The 16,649-nt window shown below is 42.3% G+C and carries 15 protein-coding genes and 1 pseudogene; 3 read left to right on the top strand and 13 right to left on the bottom strand.

Features of this window, described 5'->3' with window-relative positions; genetic code table 11:
• Nucleotides 1-289: 289 nt before the first annotated feature.
• Genes tenA through CNQ82_RS02320 form a run of 3 tightly spaced genes read right to left on the bottom strand, consistent with a single transcriptional unit; the run spans nt 290 to nt 2,368 of the window.
• Nucleotides 290-970 (bottom strand): thiaminase II, encoded by a 681-nt coding sequence (gene tenA, locus CNQ82_RS02330; RefSeq protein WP_123143912.1) that lies wholly within the window; start codon nt 968-970, stop codon nt 290-292.
• Between the two features lie 30 nt (nt 971-1,000).
• Nucleotides 1,001-1,855, bottom strand: coding sequence for a patatin-like phospholipase family protein (locus tag CNQ82_RS02325; protein ID WP_123143911.1), 855 nt, complete (start codon nt 1,853-1,855; stop codon nt 1,001-1,003).
• Between the two features lie 24 nt (nt 1,856-1,879).
• Complete coding sequence (locus CNQ82_RS02320; protein ID WP_123143910.1) at nt 1,880-2,368, bottom strand: TspO/MBR family protein; 489 nt, start codon at nt 2,366-2,368, stop codon at nt 1,880-1,882.
• Nucleotides 2,369-2,679: 311 nt separating this feature from the next.
• On the opposite strand from CNQ82_RS02320, the gene CNQ82_RS02315 reads away from it, so the two are divergent.
• Nucleotides 2,680-3,129, top strand: coding sequence for a very short patch repair endonuclease (locus CNQ82_RS02315; RefSeq protein ID WP_123143909.1), 450 nt, complete (start codon nt 2,680-2,682; stop codon nt 3,127-3,129).
• A 629-nt stretch (nt 3,130-3,758) separates the two neighbouring features.
• On the opposite strand, the gene CNQ82_RS02310 is transcribed toward CNQ82_RS02315, so the two are convergent.
• From CNQ82_RS02310 to CNQ82_RS02300, 3 genes are read right to left on the bottom strand one after another with little or no spacing between them, the layout of a single operon-like run.
• The gene (locus CNQ82_RS02310) at nt 3,759-4,463 is read right to left on the bottom strand and encodes an SDR family NAD(P)-dependent oxidoreductase (RefSeq protein ID WP_123143908.1); all 705 of its coding nucleotides are present in this window, start codon (nt 4,461-4,463) and stop codon (nt 3,759-3,761) included.
• A gap of 9 nt (nt 4,464-4,472) precedes the next feature.
• Entirely contained in the window at nt 4,473-5,018 is a 546-nt protein-coding gene (locus tag CNQ82_RS02305; protein WP_240624911.1) for a TetR/AcrR family transcriptional regulator, read from the bottom strand.
• Between the two features lie 18 nt (nt 5,019-5,036).
• Nucleotides 5,037-5,855, bottom strand: a complete 819-nt coding sequence (locus tag CNQ82_RS02300; RefSeq protein WP_123143907.1) for an NmrA/HSCARG family protein — start codon at nt 5,853-5,855, stop codon at nt 5,037-5,039.
• A gap of 238 nt (nt 5,856-6,093) precedes the next feature.
• Here CNQ82_RS02300 and CNQ82_RS02295 point away from each other — a divergent pair, with 238 nt between their 5' ends.
• Nucleotides 6,094-6,852, top strand: a complete 759-nt coding sequence (locus CNQ82_RS02295) for a CPBP family intramembrane glutamic endopeptidase (RefSeq protein ID WP_123143906.1) — start codon at nt 6,094-6,096, stop codon at nt 6,850-6,852.
• A gap of 983 nt (nt 6,853-7,835) precedes the next feature.
• Here the strand turns inward: CNQ82_RS02295 and CNQ82_RS13425 are convergent.
• The 6 genes and pseudogenes from CNQ82_RS13425 to CNQ82_RS02265 all read right to left on the bottom strand — a co-directional run.
• Nucleotides 7,836-8,230 (bottom strand): annotated as a pseudogene (locus CNQ82_RS13425) (DUF1828 domain-containing protein); the annotation flags it as partial.
• Nucleotides 8,231-8,456: 226 nt separating this feature from the next.
• Nucleotides 8,457-9,380, bottom strand: a complete 924-nt coding sequence (locus CNQ82_RS02285; RefSeq protein ID WP_123143905.1) for an osmoprotectant ABC transporter substrate-binding protein — start codon at nt 9,378-9,380, stop codon at nt 8,457-8,459.
• Between the two features lie 162 nt (nt 9,381-9,542).
• Nucleotides 9,543-10,193 carry a metallophosphoesterase gene (locus CNQ82_RS02280; protein ID WP_123143904.1) on the bottom strand — a complete coding sequence of 217 codons (651 nt, stop codon included), beginning with the start codon at nt 10,191-10,193 and terminating at the stop codon, nt 9,543-9,545.
• 3 nt (nt 10,194-10,196) lie between these two features.
• Complete coding sequence (locus tag CNQ82_RS02275; protein ID WP_123145619.1) at nt 10,197-11,852, bottom strand: ABC transporter permease; 1,656 nt, start codon at nt 11,850-11,852, stop codon at nt 10,197-10,199.
• Nucleotides 11,853-12,518: 666 nt separating this feature from the next.
• Nucleotides 12,519-13,517 carry an ABC transporter substrate-binding protein gene (locus CNQ82_RS02270; RefSeq protein WP_240624909.1) on the bottom strand — a complete coding sequence of 333 codons (999 nt, stop codon included), beginning with the start codon at nt 13,515-13,517 and terminating at the stop codon, nt 12,519-12,521.
• A 33-nt stretch (nt 13,518-13,550) separates the two neighbouring features.
• Nucleotides 13,551-14,642, bottom strand: coding sequence for an ABC transporter ATP-binding protein (locus CNQ82_RS02265; RefSeq protein WP_123143902.1), 1,092 nt, complete (start codon nt 14,640-14,642; stop codon nt 13,551-13,553).
• Between the two features lie 139 nt (nt 14,643-14,781).
• On the opposite strand from CNQ82_RS02265, the gene CNQ82_RS02260 reads away from it, so the two are divergent.
• Entirely contained in the window at nt 14,782-15,651 is an 870-nt protein-coding gene (locus CNQ82_RS02260; RefSeq protein WP_123143901.1) for a LysR family transcriptional regulator, read from the top strand.
• A 119-nt stretch (nt 15,652-15,770) separates the two neighbouring features.
• On the opposite strand, the gene CNQ82_RS02255 is transcribed toward CNQ82_RS02260, so the two are convergent.
• Nucleotides 15,771-16,289 carry a hypothetical protein gene (locus CNQ82_RS02255; RefSeq protein WP_240624908.1) on the bottom strand — a complete coding sequence of 173 codons (519 nt, stop codon included), beginning with the start codon at nt 16,287-16,289 and terminating at the stop codon, nt 15,771-15,773.
• Nucleotides 16,290-16,649: the final 360 nt, after the last annotated feature.

Genomic DNA, 16,649 nt, shown 5'->3' with positions numbered 1-16,649 from the left:
TCATTTTTGTCCTAGTCCTTCTTGTTGCCCGAAACTGTCTAGGCGACCGTTGTCAGCCTAGACACTTTAGCTCAAATCATCTCTAATCAAATTCCAATCATTCAATCGCACAAAAAAGGCTGGGACATCATAATGTCTCAGCACTTATCATTGAACTGGCAGTAGCTATCTGAATAGAAAATGCGCTTGTTCCAAGCTTTTTTCTATTCTAGTTAGCCTTGCCGGGGCGGGAAGACGAAATAATTTCAATAAAAATTATTTCTATTCCGCTCCCCCTCTCTTCAACATTCTATTTCACTGGAACATCCCATGTTTCGAGATTTTCTGCCATGTCCCAGAATTTGTATTCGTAGTAACTTGTTTTTACAACGATGTCTTCTAAGCGTTGCAAATCTTGTTCTGAACGGCCTTGGGTAACTTCGTTCATTAAATCTACGCAGTCTTTTTTGAACTGTGTAAAGTCGTCGGAAGCATACATTTCAATCCACTCTCTGTAGCCGGCATGCTCTTTAGCGCCTTCTTTTTCCGCAAGGTTCAAACCGATATAGTTGTAGCTCCAAGTGCAAGTCAGGATGGCTGCAATAACGTTCTCGACGCCGCCGATTTGTGCCATGTTCAGCATGTAGCTGGTATAGGCGGTTGTCACTTCTGCGGGTTCGGTTTGTTCGAGTTCGGTTTCGCTGATGCCGAATTTCTGTGCGTAGTCTCGGTGCAGGTTCATTTCGGTGTTGAGGGTGCCGTCCATGAGTGATGCATAGGTAGACATCATGTTCAGGTCGGTCGCCTTGGCCGCACCAATGGCAAATAGTCGCGCATATTCGATTAAATAGATATAATCTTGTTTCAACCAATGTTTGAATTTCTCTTCGTCTAAACTGCCGTCTTCTAACCCCTTGATGAATGGATGTTCCATGTATGAAGCCCAAATCGGCTCCACGCGTTCATACAATCGATCTGTAAATTTCGCCACTTCTTGCTCCTCCTTGTTGTGTAGAAAAAATTAGTGCCAAAATGCGTACATCGCATCTACGTCGTTCTGACCTTGTTTTCTGGCCGCTTCTGCAACTTCTTTACGCATTGCACCGTTCATTGTATTATTATCATACTTTTCAAGAATTTGCATAACTTCTCTATTCGGTTCGACGCGATGCACATTTTGACCGCGCTTTTCCATTTCTTCAATCAGTTCTGAGAGTGAAAATGGTGTGAGGACAGGCAAGTTTGCTGCCAATACCACCACTTTATCCGCTTCGCTCACATCGGGGTTCTCTAAGGAGTAAGAACCGCCATCATAGTAATGGTTGCCATTGATTTCAATCGTCGGATAGGCGCCTTGGAACGCACAGCTTGCCGCAATAGCTTTCACAAGCGGTACGTCTGAATCTTGATCAAAGACGCGGCGTTGGTTGGTTTCCACTTCCGTAACGACAATTTTCAATCCTTTGACCCAACCTGATACTGCATTGCCCAAACTATTACGAATCATGTTCAAGCGTTCTGTCTCAGGGAGGTCTACTTTCGGCTTCATCGCCAACTCACTGATGCCATTCACCCATTCTTCAACTGTGCGTGATGATCTGGCGATGTGATCAAATTTTTGAAATAAGTCTGCTAAATCTGCATCAGTCAGCGGATGAGCTTCTTCACGCTGATAGTTCAATTGTTCTTCCCAAATTGTGTCCCAATCTGCATCTGACGCTATCACTGTGCCTACTTGAGCGCCGGCAGAAGTACCGACGAATTCATCGGCATCGCATAAATTGACACCTTTATCTGCCAAGCCTTTCAAATAACCGATTTCAAAGGCCATGCCGAATTGTCCGCCAGCACCTAATACAACTGATTTTGTGGTCATGCAAATTCACTTCCTTTATAAGAATTATTGTACGTCGTCGTTATCTTTATTCAGAATCCAGCTGCCTGTTGCTAAATAACTAGCGAAAGCGCACCAAGCCGCATAAGGAATCATTAAGAGTCCGCTCACTTTATTTGCTTTGTAAAAGTTAACTGCAGTCACGACGACTGCTGCGAAGAGTGCATAACTCTCGATTAACGCCGTGCCTCTTAATTTGTATCTGAAATATAAAATCGACCATAAGAAATTTAAGCCGAGTTGTGTGTAATGCGAAATCGGCACCGATTTATCCTTGCTGGCATTACGCGCTACGGTATAAGCGATGCCCATTGCCGCATACAATCCCGTCCACACGATAGGAAACGTAATACCCGGCGGCGATAACGGCGGATTCTTTTCTTCATGATAATCTTCACGCGCATTGCTCGTCGCATAACGTCCGATTAACATGCCGCCTACAGTCGGAGTTGCTAAATGCACAATATTTCTAATCACTTTCAATGGTTTATTCATTATTATCAGCCTGCCTTTTCTACTCATTAATTCCTCTATACCCGTATCAGCGGGTTGTTAAAGGGGGAGCTTTGCGATTCTAGTATCCAGAGGTATCTTAGCGGATCTGCACTCTTTAAGGTTTCTTTTTTTAAAAGAAGGCTTTGGAGAGGTTAAAGTCTCCGAAGAGTTCCTGACATGGAGGCGTGTGCGGGCATGCATGGTGTGAAATTATGGACAAAGCGTTGGTATCGATCGTGCTAAGCTGCATAGTGCTGCGGGTTCGTGGGAATAGGTAGAGTAAGAGTATGACGAAGCAGAGGTGAATCAATGTGGCTGAATCTAAAGCATATCGTTCTAAAATGATGTCAAAAATCAGAGGCACTGGCGGCAAAGCTGAGACGCAACTGGCGAAGGCTTTATGGCATGAAGGCGTGCGTTATTTTAAAAATTATAAGAAGTTGCCGGGTACGCCGGATATTGCGATTACGAAATATAAGGTGCTGGTCTTTGTGGACGGCGAATTTTGGCATGGTTACGATTGGGAGAATGTGAAGCGGAAGCGTATTCATACGAATCGTGATTACTGGATTCCGAAGTTGGAGCGCAATATGGAGCGTGACGAGGAAGTCAATACCAAGCTTGAGGAAATGGGATATACGGTGCTGCGTTTTTGGGAGAAGCATGAAGTCTTCAAAGATATGGATGCATGCGTCGATCAAGTTCTGGCGGCCATTGCGAAAAATAAGGAAAAGATGGATGCGGGAGATGCGTCGAAATGAGGGCGGTGTTGCTAGGGGGCGGCCGGTTGCTGAGTAAGCGGCGGTTGCTCTGTTCGTAATCGGTAATCTAGACACTAGTTTTCGAGAAGTGTCTAGATAAGCAAGATATTGGCCATGTTCACTCAATTCTTGGCCAATATATTCGTTTATTGGACACGTTGCACCCAATCTTGGCCAATATATCCATTTATTAGACACGTTTGCTCCATTCTTGGCCAATATATCCGTTTATTGGACACGTTGCATCCAATCTTGGCCAATATATCCATTTATTAGACACGTTTGCTCCATTCTTGACCAATATATCCGTTTATTGGACACGTTCACTCAATTCTTGGCCAATATATCTATTTATTGGACATGTTGCTCTCATTCTTGGCCAATATATCCCTTTATTGGACATGTTGCCTTCAATCTTGGCCAATATATCCGTTTATTGGACACGTTGCTTCTCATCTTGGCCAATATATCTATTTATTGGACATGTTTACTCTCATCCGCCTCGCTACAAACACCAATCTAAAAAAACAGGAATTGAAACACTCACTTGTTTCAATCCCTGTTTTCTCAACTGGCAATAACTCCCAAAATAATCAGCTGCGCTATTGCACAGCTGATTTCCGCTCTCATTACCAAGGCATCTCGCCATCTACGCCGACAAATTTTCCAGTCGGACCATCTTTATCAATTGTCGCCAACTTCACAATAGGTACAATACCTTGAGAAGCGGGCTTCGAATTATTACTGAAATCGCCCACTAAGTCTGTATTCGTCGGACCTGGATCCGCAGCATTCACTTGTATATGCGGCAAGCCTTTCGCATATTGCACCGTCAACATCGTCACAGCTGATTTCGATGAACAATACGCTAACGAGTTCACTTTAGATTCTTGAGTATCCGGATCAGTCACCATACCGAATGAACCTAAGCCACTGCTGACATTTACAATCACCGGTTGCTCAGATTGTTCCAATAACGGCACAAACATATGAATCGTGCGCACCACGCCGAAGACATTCGTATTATAAACACGCTCGACATCTGCACCCGTCACTTCATCGACTTTCTTCACATCGCCAGAAATCCCAGCATTATTAATCAAGATATCCAAGCGGCCTTCCGCTTCACGAATTTCATGCGCCGCATTACGCAATGTCTCCACTTCAGTCACATCCAGCTGTACACTCTTCACACCGAGTTCCTCCGCCGCTTTCTTACCGCGACCTTCATCACGCGAACCGATATACACCCGATAACCTTTATCCTTCAACGCTTTCGCCGTTTCATAACCCAAGCCTTTATTGCCGCCTGTAATTAATACTACTCTCATCAATAACGCCTCCTATTCAAACATCTTCAATAAATAACGTTTCAGCTGAGCATCCGTCAAACCACGCTCCTCCAACTGAAACTGATACATATTCGTCGTTAAACTATTCAATAACATATCCGTCTTAAACGTATTCCACGTCGCATCATCACTCTCACCGAGCACTGCGTAAAAAATCTTAAATAACTCCTCGTAAGCAGGCTGTTGCTTGAACGAGGTGCGTTTCTTATTACCCTCTACACATCGCAGCAAATCGTTATGAACTTTTTTAAAAGTTAAGAACGCTTCTAAAAGTGCCTCGAACTTTTCGGAGCTTTCTTTTCCCGAATCATCCAACACTGCATGCATGTCGGCAAATAACGCAGCGAAATCATTTTCAATCAGCTGATAGCACAGGGCCGGCTTATCTTCGAAGTTCCGATAGAGCGTTGCCATGCCGATGCCGAGCGTCTTGGAAATCTGGTTCATGCTGACATTGTCGACGCCTTTGTCGGTAAAGAGCTGACGCGCGCATGTTTCGATACGCTGTCTATTTTCAATTGCATCTCTTCTCATCATTCTTGCACCTCTTTGATGTTAAAAGTTTTGGCGACGAATCCACTCTCGTAATTTCAACCGTTCTGGATTGATGGCGTCCATTTGATCGAAATCTACCACATAACCATGGTCCTCGAGCCACGAACGTTCCGCTGTACCGCTGACAAAATCGCCTTCAATTGTTGCAGGTTTGCCTGTCGCCTCTACAAACTCTGCCGCTACTTCGTTCAACATTAACTCATCAGAGCCAATTTCAATTTCTTCATGGTTGTACTTTTTAGGATGGGCAAAGATTTCAGCCGCAATTCGTGCTATATCTATAGAAGAAATCATCGCAAATCTAATTGTCGGATTAATAAATTCTGGAATAACTAATCGACCCCCGTGTTCTTTCACAATACGCAAGAAATTATCCATGAAGAAGGACGGTTTGATAATTGCGTAATTCAAACGGGATGCTTTCAAGGTATCTTCAATTTGCGCCAACGCTTCGAAATGCGGACCCGTGCGGTCACGATTGACACCGCCCGCCGTGCTATACACCACAAAATGCACGCCCGCATCTTCCGCTTCTTCAATAATCATCTTCCCTTGACGCAGCTCCTCTTCCGGATCCTCGCGAAGAATCGGTTGCACACTATACACGCCATATTGGTCCTCCATCGCACGCGCAATCGACTCCGGATTACTCAAATCTCCCTCAAAGATATCCAATTTATCGCTCTCAACACGCGCTAACTTCTCATTCTCTTTATTTCTCGTGAAGGCACGCACATGCCAACCTTTATCCAACAACTCTTTAACCACTGCAAAACCTTGTTTGCCAGTCGCACCAATCACTAAAATTGATTTACTCATCACAAGACCTCCTCAAATTCAAAGTTCCCTTTTAAAACTTGTTCTAATCATAAACGGACAACTGTCCACTTGTCAATTGAAAAGAAAGCTTTGGAAAGTGGAAGGCTCAAAAAATTGCTCTATAACATTTTTGTAAGATTGCCCTATAAAATCTATCTTTCGGGTATACTTGATAAGTAACTTTTTATAATTGAAAATATTAAATGTACGATGGAAATTTATTAAAGGAGTAGATAAAGTGAGTAAGACACGACAATCTGACAGACTGTGGATTGAAGAGCCAGACAAAGACTTTCCGTTTTATAACGGGAAACCTATCAAGATCAGCGCTGGCAAATGGGCAATTATCATAGCCTTTTTAATTTTCGGATTCATTCTGTTAACCAAAATGAATCTGCCGTTCATTCCATTTAAAGTGAATGAATTTTTACAAACTATCAGCTTACCCTTGTTCGCTGTATTAGGACTGTATTTAACAATTGGCGGTTACACGAAGAAATTTTTCCGACCTTTACATAAAAAGGACATCTTGACTATCATCGTGTTCGCCATTCTATCCTTGATTGTAAGCTCTGCTTTATCAGGAATCGTCGGAGCATTATCAGGTGGCGTCAAAGCGAACCCGGCAGCAGCAGTACATGGTGGTACTGATGCTTTACCACAATTTTTATGGTCACGTTTCTTAACAATTATTCAATTATTCGGCGAAGAATTTATGGCACTCATCCCATTATTAGCATGCTTAACATTCTTTTATCACCGAAATCCGCACAAACGTAAACGTGCCGTATGGTTAGCATTAATTTGTTCGTCACTTATTTTCGGACTATTGCATTTGCCAACGTATCAATGGGACTTTACACAATGTATCTTTGTTATTGGCTTAGGACGTATTATCGACTCATTAGCCTATGTAAAAACGAAAAATTTATTAGTTACTTATATCGCGCATGTTATTTACGATCTGTCCATTTATACGTTCGCTTTCCTAGCGTAGTTTGCGGATGCGGGAAAGGAGAGGATTTTCGTCCCGCTCTGGTTGCAGACAATGCTTGGACTAAGCGCATTTCTATTGAGATAAGGGCTAGAACAAATCAGTGTTCTAGCCCTTCCTTTGTGGTGCGGGTGAGAGATATCGGGAGAATCTAGACACTTCTCTAAATCTTGTATCTAGATTATGCCCTTTTCTAGACACTCTCTAAATCTTGTGTCCAGTTTCATCTCTTTTATTGACTCTTTCTTCAATATGTATTCTTGCGTGTTCATCTGCATCTATTCTTTCGTTATTTAGTCCATCCTTATAATTAAATTATATAATAACATATAAAGTTGCGTGATTCTTTATCTATGATAGCATGTAGAACACTTTTACTTTTTTATACTCAATTCTCAATTTTTAAAGATGACCATTTCATTCTATAAAGATGCCAACCGTGAACGCAAAGCCCTAGGTTTGACCCTTAAACCAAGCAAACAACATTCCGAAATTCTGCATTCCACTTCTTCTTCTGAAAAATAAATAAGCACCACACAAGAAAGTCCTCCCATCCATTGTCTCTACAATGCACACGGGAGGATTATTTTCGACGTTTGCGCATTAACTTTCTCATTAACTTCATAATCACTTGAGAAAATCGGACAACATTTTTAGCATACAATTGCCACACTGAAGTCACCTCAAGTCATTACTTTTTATTTTGAGTATTTACGATTTTTCTGACGAGTTTAACGACCAAACGTGCAATTCTGTTAGCTTGTCTTGAATTCATTTGTGGCATCTTAATCCCTCCAATTATCATATAAATACCCGCTTCACATCCATTCAAAAGTAGAATCGATTATTCAGCGGGTCATCAATCTATATAATTTTATCTCTTTAATGAACTTGCGACATTTTCTTTATCAGACCAGTATAAAATTTTTATTCCTTCATAATTCGCAGCTTGTTCTACTCTTTCTGATATAGTGTTTTCAGCATCATTCACTATAATATTCATTTCGGGAAAAGGTTAAATCATAAATTTTTAGTATTCCTTGTAATATATTGTGTTTAGCTTGGGCAAACTCATCGTTATCAACTTCAATTATAATTTCCCGTTTTCAACTTTTAACGCAAATTGATTTAAAATTGATTTAATCAACGTATTTCTTGTCTTAATATCTATTCCAAACATTTCTAATTCATTAAAGGTTAGACCATCATCCGAAAGGCGAATTTTATTATTCGGTAAAGCATCTAAATAAATACGAATCGTATCATTTAAATAATTAACAAAAGGTGTGGTAATTTCGATAGAATCATCTAGTTGTTTGAATTTATAATTTCGTTCGAGCCATTTAAAATATTCGTTCATTTTTTCTTCTATAAATTTCACTAACCCCACCTCATTAAATCGAATAGAAGTATTATATAGTTTCTTAGTTCCAACCTATACACAATCGTATTTTCAGGTTTTTAAATCAAACAACTTACTTTTCTATTTATTTTATTATACTCTCTTGCTATAAATAATTCATGTAATTTTACGCATTTAGTAAAAAAAGGGCTGAACAACCATTCAAAAGTAGAATCGATTATTCAGCGGGTGTTTCTCTCTCGTTCTATTCATTTTCAAAATAATGGTGCTTTTTCAAGAATTTTTCAGCTACGACAGCAGGTTCTTTTTGTTGGCCGTCTGATTGATAGTTCAGTTTCTGCATCTGTTGAGTAGAAACTTTGCCCTGTAATTTTTCAAGTGACTTTTTAATTTCTGGATTCTTTTTCAAAAAGTCATTTTTCGCCAGCGGGCTGGCATCATAAGGTGGGAAGAAGTGACGGTCGTCTTTCAACACCTTCAGTTTATAAGCAGCAATACGGCCGTCTGTAGTGTAGCCGAGTGCCACATCCAACTTCTTATTCTTTAAAGCATCATAAACTAAACCAATCTGCATCGGGCGAACTGTTTTGAATTTGAAACCGTATGCTTTGGTGAAAGCTGGGTAACCGTCCCCTGCGCGTTTTACCCAAGTGGAATCTGTACCGAGACGCAAATCATCTTTATGTTTTTCTAAATCCGATACTTTCTCTAGATGGTATTTTTTCGCGACCTCTTGCGTAACCATAAAGGCGAAGGTATTTTCAAAGCCATAGGAGTTAAAGAAAGTCTGGTTGAACTTATCCTTAAATCCCTTCTGCACCACATGCATCGCCTTATCCGTGTCAGTAATTGGCTTATGATCCAGTGCGCCGACTAAGTCTGTCCCTGTATAACGGGTGGCGGAAATTTGCGCATCTCCGCGTTTCAACGTGTTATGCTCAATCGTGGCTGAACCCAGATTATTGATAATTGTCGGTTTTACTTTGCCGTGCGTATCATGTTCGATCTGCAAGCGAATCATATGTGCCATAATTTGAGATTCACTGGTCGCAAGTGCGGTGATTTTTACATTTTTACCAGAACCGCCGCCTAATCCTGGTAAATCGCATCCTGATAACATTACTGTACTGAATAAGATAACAATCAATATATTTCTAAATCGATGCATTACTTCCTCCGAAATTCTTTTATTTTGAAAAATATTTTAAAAAAGCAATTAACATATCATAGTATAGCATAGTAACAGAGGCGGTTGAGGGCCGTTCGAAAGACGAAAGAAGGAATTGGAACGTCAGCTTGTTCCAAATCCTTCTTTTCTGAACCGACAAATTTATTTCTGCCCTGCTCCGTCTACTTTCTTGCAATATTGTTTGTGATGCGTTAAATCTAACAATGTTAAATACTCACCGTGCCCAGCGCCTGTATCGATATTCACCGCTTCATCTGTAACTTTCATTTCGCCTGGTCCACATCCTTCTCGGAAGGTCGGCACATGTCCGTGGATCATGTATTTTCCAGGATACGCACTCTTCAAGTCTTTCTTTTTATCGAAACCGGTCACTTCTGCAGCGGTTTGTTTCTCCAACGGAATATTCGGCAGAACTCCGGCATGAATGAACAGAAATTCTGCCGTCTCATAATATTTATCAAATGATTCAAGTAACGGACGCCACTTTAGTTTACCCCAGTCGTTTTGAATGCGCTGGTAGGTCATCTTGAGTTTGTGCTGCATGGCGAGTTCAGCGGCCGCAATTTCGTCGAGCCACCGCAGCTCATGGTTGCCGAGGAGTACGATGGCGCCGTCTGTTTGCAGTTGTTGCACGATTTCTAGTGTGCCTTCTGAGTCGGGACCGTTATTCACATAATCTCCGCATAGTACCAGCTGATCATTTCCCGGGGAATAATGCGCGACGTCTAACAATTCTAGTAAGGTCCGCCCATGTCCATGAATATCGGAGGCTGCTAATAGTCGTTGTTCCAAGGGTTACCGCTCCTTCCTGTTCTGCCATACTTGCATTAAAATCAGTATGAGTGAAGTGATGCCGACTGACAAGAGTGCCATTGCCATTCCTTGTGCAGATTCGCCTTGTTCGAATTGACGATAAATGTAGGTTGCTGAAGTGTCGGTATTTGGCGGACGCAACATTAAGGAACCTACTAATTCGCGCATCGAAATACAGAAGATAAGAATCAATCCGGAAATGATACCTGGTGTCAATAATGGCAGTTTAATTGTACGGAAGCGTGTCCAACCTGTGCTGCCGCTCATTTCAGCCGCTTCCATCAAGTTATGGCCAATAGTTTGATGGACGTTTTTAATATTCTGCACGGCATACGGTATGTAAAGCACGGTATACGTAATAACGAGAATGCCGATAGTATTATAGGCTGGTATAGGATTTACTTTATTATTCCAAATAAGAATCAATCCGATCACCACAATAATACCAGGTACTGTATTTGGCAATAAGCTGAAGAAATCGATCAGACGTCTCATCCAGCCATCGCTTTCTTTCTTTTTACTTTTACCTTCTGAAGCTAAAACAAACCATAATCCGAGGACGCTCGCAATCGTTGCTGCAGCTAAAGCAAGCATCAAACTGTTGGCTAATGCAATGCCTCCGTTGCCTGACAGCACTTGAATGAAGTTGTCCAAAGTGATGTTTTGCAGCTTCAAGCCTTTTGACAATTGTTTAACGAAAGCGTTCACCACAATACTGGCATACGGCATCACGATAGTAAGGAAAAGCGCAAAGCCGACAATCGCGTAGAGGATAATATCCCATTTATTGCGGGCCTTCTGCATTGTTTTGCGCCCTTTACCGCTGTCTCCAGCTACTGCAGTACGTGTTTGAAACCAAGTCTGCAAGGCCCACACTCCCATGCTCACGCCAAGGAGCAAGGTGGATAAAAGTGCCGCATGCTGAAAATCGATTGGCCAAATAGAGGCGCTATGATGAATTTCAGATGTCAGTACGCGGTAGCCGATGCGGTTGCCCATCGTTATCGGAGTACCGAATTCGCCAATCGTCTTAACGAAGACAAGCAACGCGCCCATGCTGTAACCCGAAACAAACATCGGGAGAATGATGCGGCGGAAGCGGTACATAAATGATCCGCCATAAACGAGCCCCGCTTCTTCTTGTGATTGCTGCACATTCAATAGGGATTTTTTTAGTACTACATATAAAAAAGGTGCAAGGTGGCAGCTCATAATGAGTGCCATACCAAAGAATGAGAAGAATAACGGCGTTACTTTAGCTGCACCTGGTACTAATTGTTCTAATAATCCGTTATGCTGCATCGTCAACATCCAACCCATTGCACCGATGTAAGGCGGTGTCATAAAAGGTATCATAATAAGAATATCAATCCATTGATGTCTTGCTAATGACGTTTTCACCATGATATAACTCAGCGGCAAAGCAATGATTGTGGATAGTATGACAACCGCGATACCTAACACTACTGAGTTCCATAGTATTTTAATATTATCACCTTGTGCTAATTGTCCGATATTACTTATTATGCCGGATTCCGCGGTCGGCGCGAATCCTTTCCATAGTATCAAACATAATGGCATGACAATTAATAACACTAAGACGGTTAATGCTAAGATGCGATTGATGCGCTGCCACATTAATGTATGATCTGTTGACTTTCCGACATGTGCGGATGCAGACGACTGCTGCATATCTTCCATCACATCCAACTCCAATCTTTAAAAAAATAAATGAGATGACGACGCTTCATACGAAATGAGTCACCGCCATCTCTTATGCTGAGTGTGTGTTGAGTGTGGGGGTTATTTGGTAGGAGTGCGGGCGGCAGGCGGACGGGCGAATCTAGACACTACTTTTTGAGAAGTGTCTAGAAAACACCCTAATCTAGACACTAGTTTTTGAGTTGTGTCTAGAAAACGCCGGAATCTGGACACTAGTTTCTGAGTTGTGTCTAGATAACTAGGATATTGGCCACGTTCACACCAATATTGGCCAATATATCCGTTTATTGGACACGTTCACACTATTCTTGGCCAATATATCCGTTTATTGGACACGTTCGCTCCAATCTTGGCCAATATATCCGTTTATTGGACACGTTGCCTCAATTCTTGGCCAATATCCCGCCACGACCCGCTATAACTTCCTACACATCTCCCGCACACTCTCTAACAGTCGCTGTTACGCGGGCTCGCTACCTCTACTCGACACTCGCCGCCAAGCAGCTCCGCCATAACACAACCGCGCAACCCGCGCCTCACCCCTCAACCTACACTCTACTCCCTACAACTCACCACAAACCTCTATGACTTCATCATATCCATAAAGCGTTTCAACACTTTTTCACTCTCGCTCGACAACGACGGCCAATCATATTTCAATTCCTTAATATCTTCACGCGCCTTCGTCATCTTATTCTTATGCGCCGCTTTATCTGCCGGAATCAAATAATGCTCATCCACTTGCTTCTGCCCCTTATCACTCGTCACATAATTCATATAATCCTTCGCCGCATCTTTATGCTTAGAAGACTTCAAGATAAACGCCGGACGCGGAGAAATCGACGTACCTGACTCAGGGTAAGTAATATCTACAGGTTCACCTTTTTTCTTAGCTTTATAGACCATATAGTCCACACCGCCATATACCGCTTTATTCTCACCTTTAATCACCGTTTCCAATGCAGGCTTATTCGCACCCGCCAATTTCATGCCATTATCCTTCAACGCTTGATACTCATCCCAAGCTTTTTGACCTTGATTATGCACTTTGATCGACAACAAATCCAACGCAGTACCCGACTCAGAAGGATTCGGAATCGCCAACGCATCTTTATAATCCTTCTTCAACAAATCCTTCACATCTTTCGGAGCCTGTTTCACCTTATCCGTATTGTATGAAATCCCAAGCGCACTACCGCTGAAACCATACCAATACCCATCTTTATCTTGCCAATCCTTGTACAACTTATCCGCATTCTTCACCTTATACGGCGCAATCAAGCCCTTCTTTTTATAATCCAAAGCAGCCGGCAGAGAAGCCAATTGCACAACATCCGCTTTCGGATTATCCTTTTCCGCTTCCAAACGACCTAGAATTTCACCCGTAGTCCCTTGGAAGACCTCCACCTTCTTGCCAGAATCCTTCTCATACTCCTTCACCATATCCTTTACCAAATCATCCGGCCCCGCCGTGTACAACACCAACTTATCCTTGCCGCCAGAAGACTTGCCATCAGAAGATTTCGCATCATCCCCCTCAGGCTTATTCTGACAACCCGCCAACACCATTAACAACGCCATTAACACAACGCCCAACTGCACCAAACGCTTCACTTAAATCTCCTCCATTTTAATTAAATATTCACGCTTCACTTCAAAGACCAACTGCACTTCTTCCCCTTCGGAAAAAAATCTTCCATCATAAAACATTACAATAATGCCGTCTATGTAAGCTGTGTATTCATATCGTTCACCTGTAAAACTCACTGTCGAGACAACCGCCGTGTGGCCCGCGCTGCCAACATGCACATTCTCAGGACGTAACAACACACCATACCGGCCTTCAGGCAAGTCACCCTCGACAGAAAAAGAAAGTTCTGTCTCGCATGCACCACCATGACTCAACGACTCGGAATCTTGATTATTACACGCTCCATCCACCGTAAATCTGCCATGCTCCAATACGCCCTTAATAAACGAGCCCTTGCCGATAAAGCGCGCTACCGCTTCGCTTTTCGGCCGTGCGTACAACATTTCCGGCGTGTCGCATTGCTCGATGCGACCACCCTGCATCACCGCAATGCGGTCAGACATCGTCATCGCCTCATATTGATCATGCGTCACAAAGATAGCCGTCATACCATATTGTTTGACCAGGCGCTGAATCAACAAGCGCATATCTTCACGTAGTCCTGCATCCAGCGCCGACAACGGCTCATCCATCAAGATGAGATCACAACGCGAAATAATAGCGCGTGCCAGCGACACCCTTTGCTGTTGACCGCCAGACAACTCATGTATCTTACGTTTCTCATAACCTTCCAACCGCACATCCTGCAACACCTCACGGACGCGCTGCTTCAATCGTTTGGTATCTTTTTTCACACGCAACGGATACGCCACATTTTCAAATACCGACATATGTGGCCACAACGCAAAGTCCTGAAACACCATACCGATATTCCGATGCGCCGGAGCCATTAACTGCGTCTGTCTTTCATCCGAACAATACACACGCCCGTCATTTTCAATCCATCCGCTATCCGGTCGCTCCAAACCAGCAATCAAACGCAACAACGTCGTCTTGCCGCTTCCCGATGCACCAAGCAGCGAAATAAACTCTCCAGAATCCACAGCTAAATTCACATCACGAATCACCGCTTGTTCACCAAACGCCTTTTTCAAATTACGAATCTCAAGCGCCACTTCCTTCACCTCATTTCACTACCAACTATAAACAACAGATATTAATGCATATTAAATACAACGTTAACAAACTATCAATCTTTTCAATGTAAAATATATATCAATATAGATTTTCTCTATTTTTAAGAGGAGGATAAATATGAACTTGAAACAACTGATGATCTTCAAACAATTCGTCGAAGATCAGAACGTCAATATCGTCGCCGACAAGCTCAACATCACCCAACCCACCGTCACCTTCCATTTGAAGAACCTGAGCGAAACACATAACGTGCCGCTCTACCATAAGAAAGGCAAACACATCACCCTGACCAAAGCCGGCCAAATACTTTATCAAAACAGCACCAAAATCCTTACTTTAATAGAAGAAACCGAAATGCTCATGGATGATTACACCATCTTCAAACGCGGACATTTACGCATCGGTGCCAGCCATGCCCCTATATACGGAATGTTGCCGCACGCTATGAGAGAATTCATGAAAGTTTATCCAGAGATTGAAATTTCACTAGAAGTCGATACCGCCCCACGTACCGTGGAAAAGGTAAAGAATAGAGAGGTGGAAATCGGAGTGATTTCCGAAAACGGGATTCGAGATAAAGAAGTGGAAGTGAAGCGGTTATTTAACGATCCTTTAATGGTAGCGATGGACAAGCGTCATCCTTTAGCAGACAAAGAAACACTTACCATTAAAGATATTCAAAGATATCCCTTGATTACACATAGCAGTGGCTCAACGAAAGACAGTATCGATGAATGGCAACATAAGAATCTGATTGAGGTTGAGCCCATCATGCAATCCAATAGTATGAGCAGTCTAATCGAAACCATTCGCAACTCACAATTCCTTAGTCTACTCAGTTCCAGCGCCGTCAATCATCCAGATATTATCGCAAAGCCCTTACCACATGCACCTGCCGAGCGACACATTTCTATTGTGTATAAATCCGACCGCGTCATTCACCCGATTATGCAAGATTTCATATCCACCATCTATCGTTTGTATTAAATCAGCGCTAAATAACCTCCCGGCAGTCTTACTTCAGACAAGCGGGAGCCTAACCTAACATAAGAAGAAACGACAAAGAAAGCCTGGACAAATCATCATCCAGGCTTTCTTTCTATCTATTAATAATTATTAAATATCATATCGGTCTTTAACTGATCTTTTGTTTCATGTATGCCCATTTGGTCTAACTTTTGCACAATCGCTTGCTGCACAGATTTTGCTTCAGAAGCATTAGAAACTTTAGCGGAAACTTCCACCACATTTTGATTGCCGATATCCCAGTTTTCAATCTTCACTTTATTACCGTCAATCTCTCCTTTATGACGTTCAAAGTGTACAGGACCAATCTTCTGAGGGCTGCCAATTTTATTTAAGGAAGCATCAAATGGCGCCTTCGCACTTCCTTTTAACGCATCTAAACTTTGTGAGGCATCTGGCAAATCAGAACCGCTATTCACTGAACTTTCATTCGAAGCGCTTAAGGTTTGACCCTTTTCACCATACTCCACTTCATAATCGTCAGTATTGAATCCATCTTTCTTAGCTTGTGCTACTGCAGCATCCGCATCTCCATTCGTAATCGGATAACGCTTCTTATACTGCAACTCCGTAGAATCTTCATCTTCAGACTTACGCACACGGAACGTCTCCTTGTTGTTATAATTCGAACGATGCCATCGTCTATGTACTGAACATTGAAATCCTCATCTTTATCCTCTGAACCTAATTGGTTTAAGATGTCATGATCAATATGCCGATTATCCTTCACAATTTTATCAGCATCCGCATATACTTTAACCTCATAACTATTAACTGCAGCATGACTCTGCCCCTGCGGAAAAAGTAAGAGCAGTGCACCTGCCGCCAAACTCCCTTTCAAAAATATATTTTTCATACCTTCCACCTCCACCTCAAAGATAAAGCAAAAGTATGAATTTTTATGTCGACTTCCATGAAAACCACTTTAAATTAATAATACTTATTCAATATAGACATTT

Origin of the sequence: Staphylococcus debuckii (assembly GCF_003718735.1) — a bacterium.
Lineage (GTDB): Bacteria > Bacillota > Bacilli > Staphylococcales > Staphylococcaceae > Staphylococcus > Staphylococcus debuckii.
Note: the sequence above shows the minus strand (reverse complement) of the source record. Positions and strands in the feature narration are given on the sequence as shown.

Coding starts and splice junctions, on each gene's coding strand:
- CNQ82_RS02300 (WP_123143907.1), bottom strand. CDS start 5,855: ATGAGTAAATCAATTTTAGTGATTGGTGCGACTGGCAAACAAGGTTTT.
- CNQ82_RS02270 (WP_240624909.1), bottom strand. CDS start 13,517: ATGGCGTTGTTAATGGTGTTGGCGGGTTGTCAGAATAAGCCTGAGGGG.
- CNQ82_RS02320 (WP_123143910.1), bottom strand. CDS start 2,368: ATGAATAAACCATTGAAAGTGATTAGAAATATTGTGCATTTAGCAACT.
- CNQ82_RS02325 (WP_123143911.1), bottom strand. CDS start 1,855: ATGACCACAAAATCAGTTGTATTAGGTGCTGGCGGACAATTCGGCATG.
- CNQ82_RS02285 (WP_123143905.1), bottom strand. CDS start 9,380: ATGCATCGATTTAGAAATATATTGATTGTTATCTTATTCAGTACAGTA.
- CNQ82_RS02305 (WP_240624911.1), bottom strand. CDS start 5,018: ATGATGAGAAGAGATGCAATTGAAAATAGACAGCGTATCGAAACATGC.
- CNQ82_RS02260 (WP_123143901.1), top strand. CDS start 14,782: ATGAACTTGAAACAACTGATGATCTTCAAACAATTCGTCGAAGATCAG.
- CNQ82_RS02275 (WP_123145619.1), bottom strand. CDS start 11,852: ATGTGGCAGCGCATCAATCGCATCTTAGCATTAACCGTCTTAGTGTTA.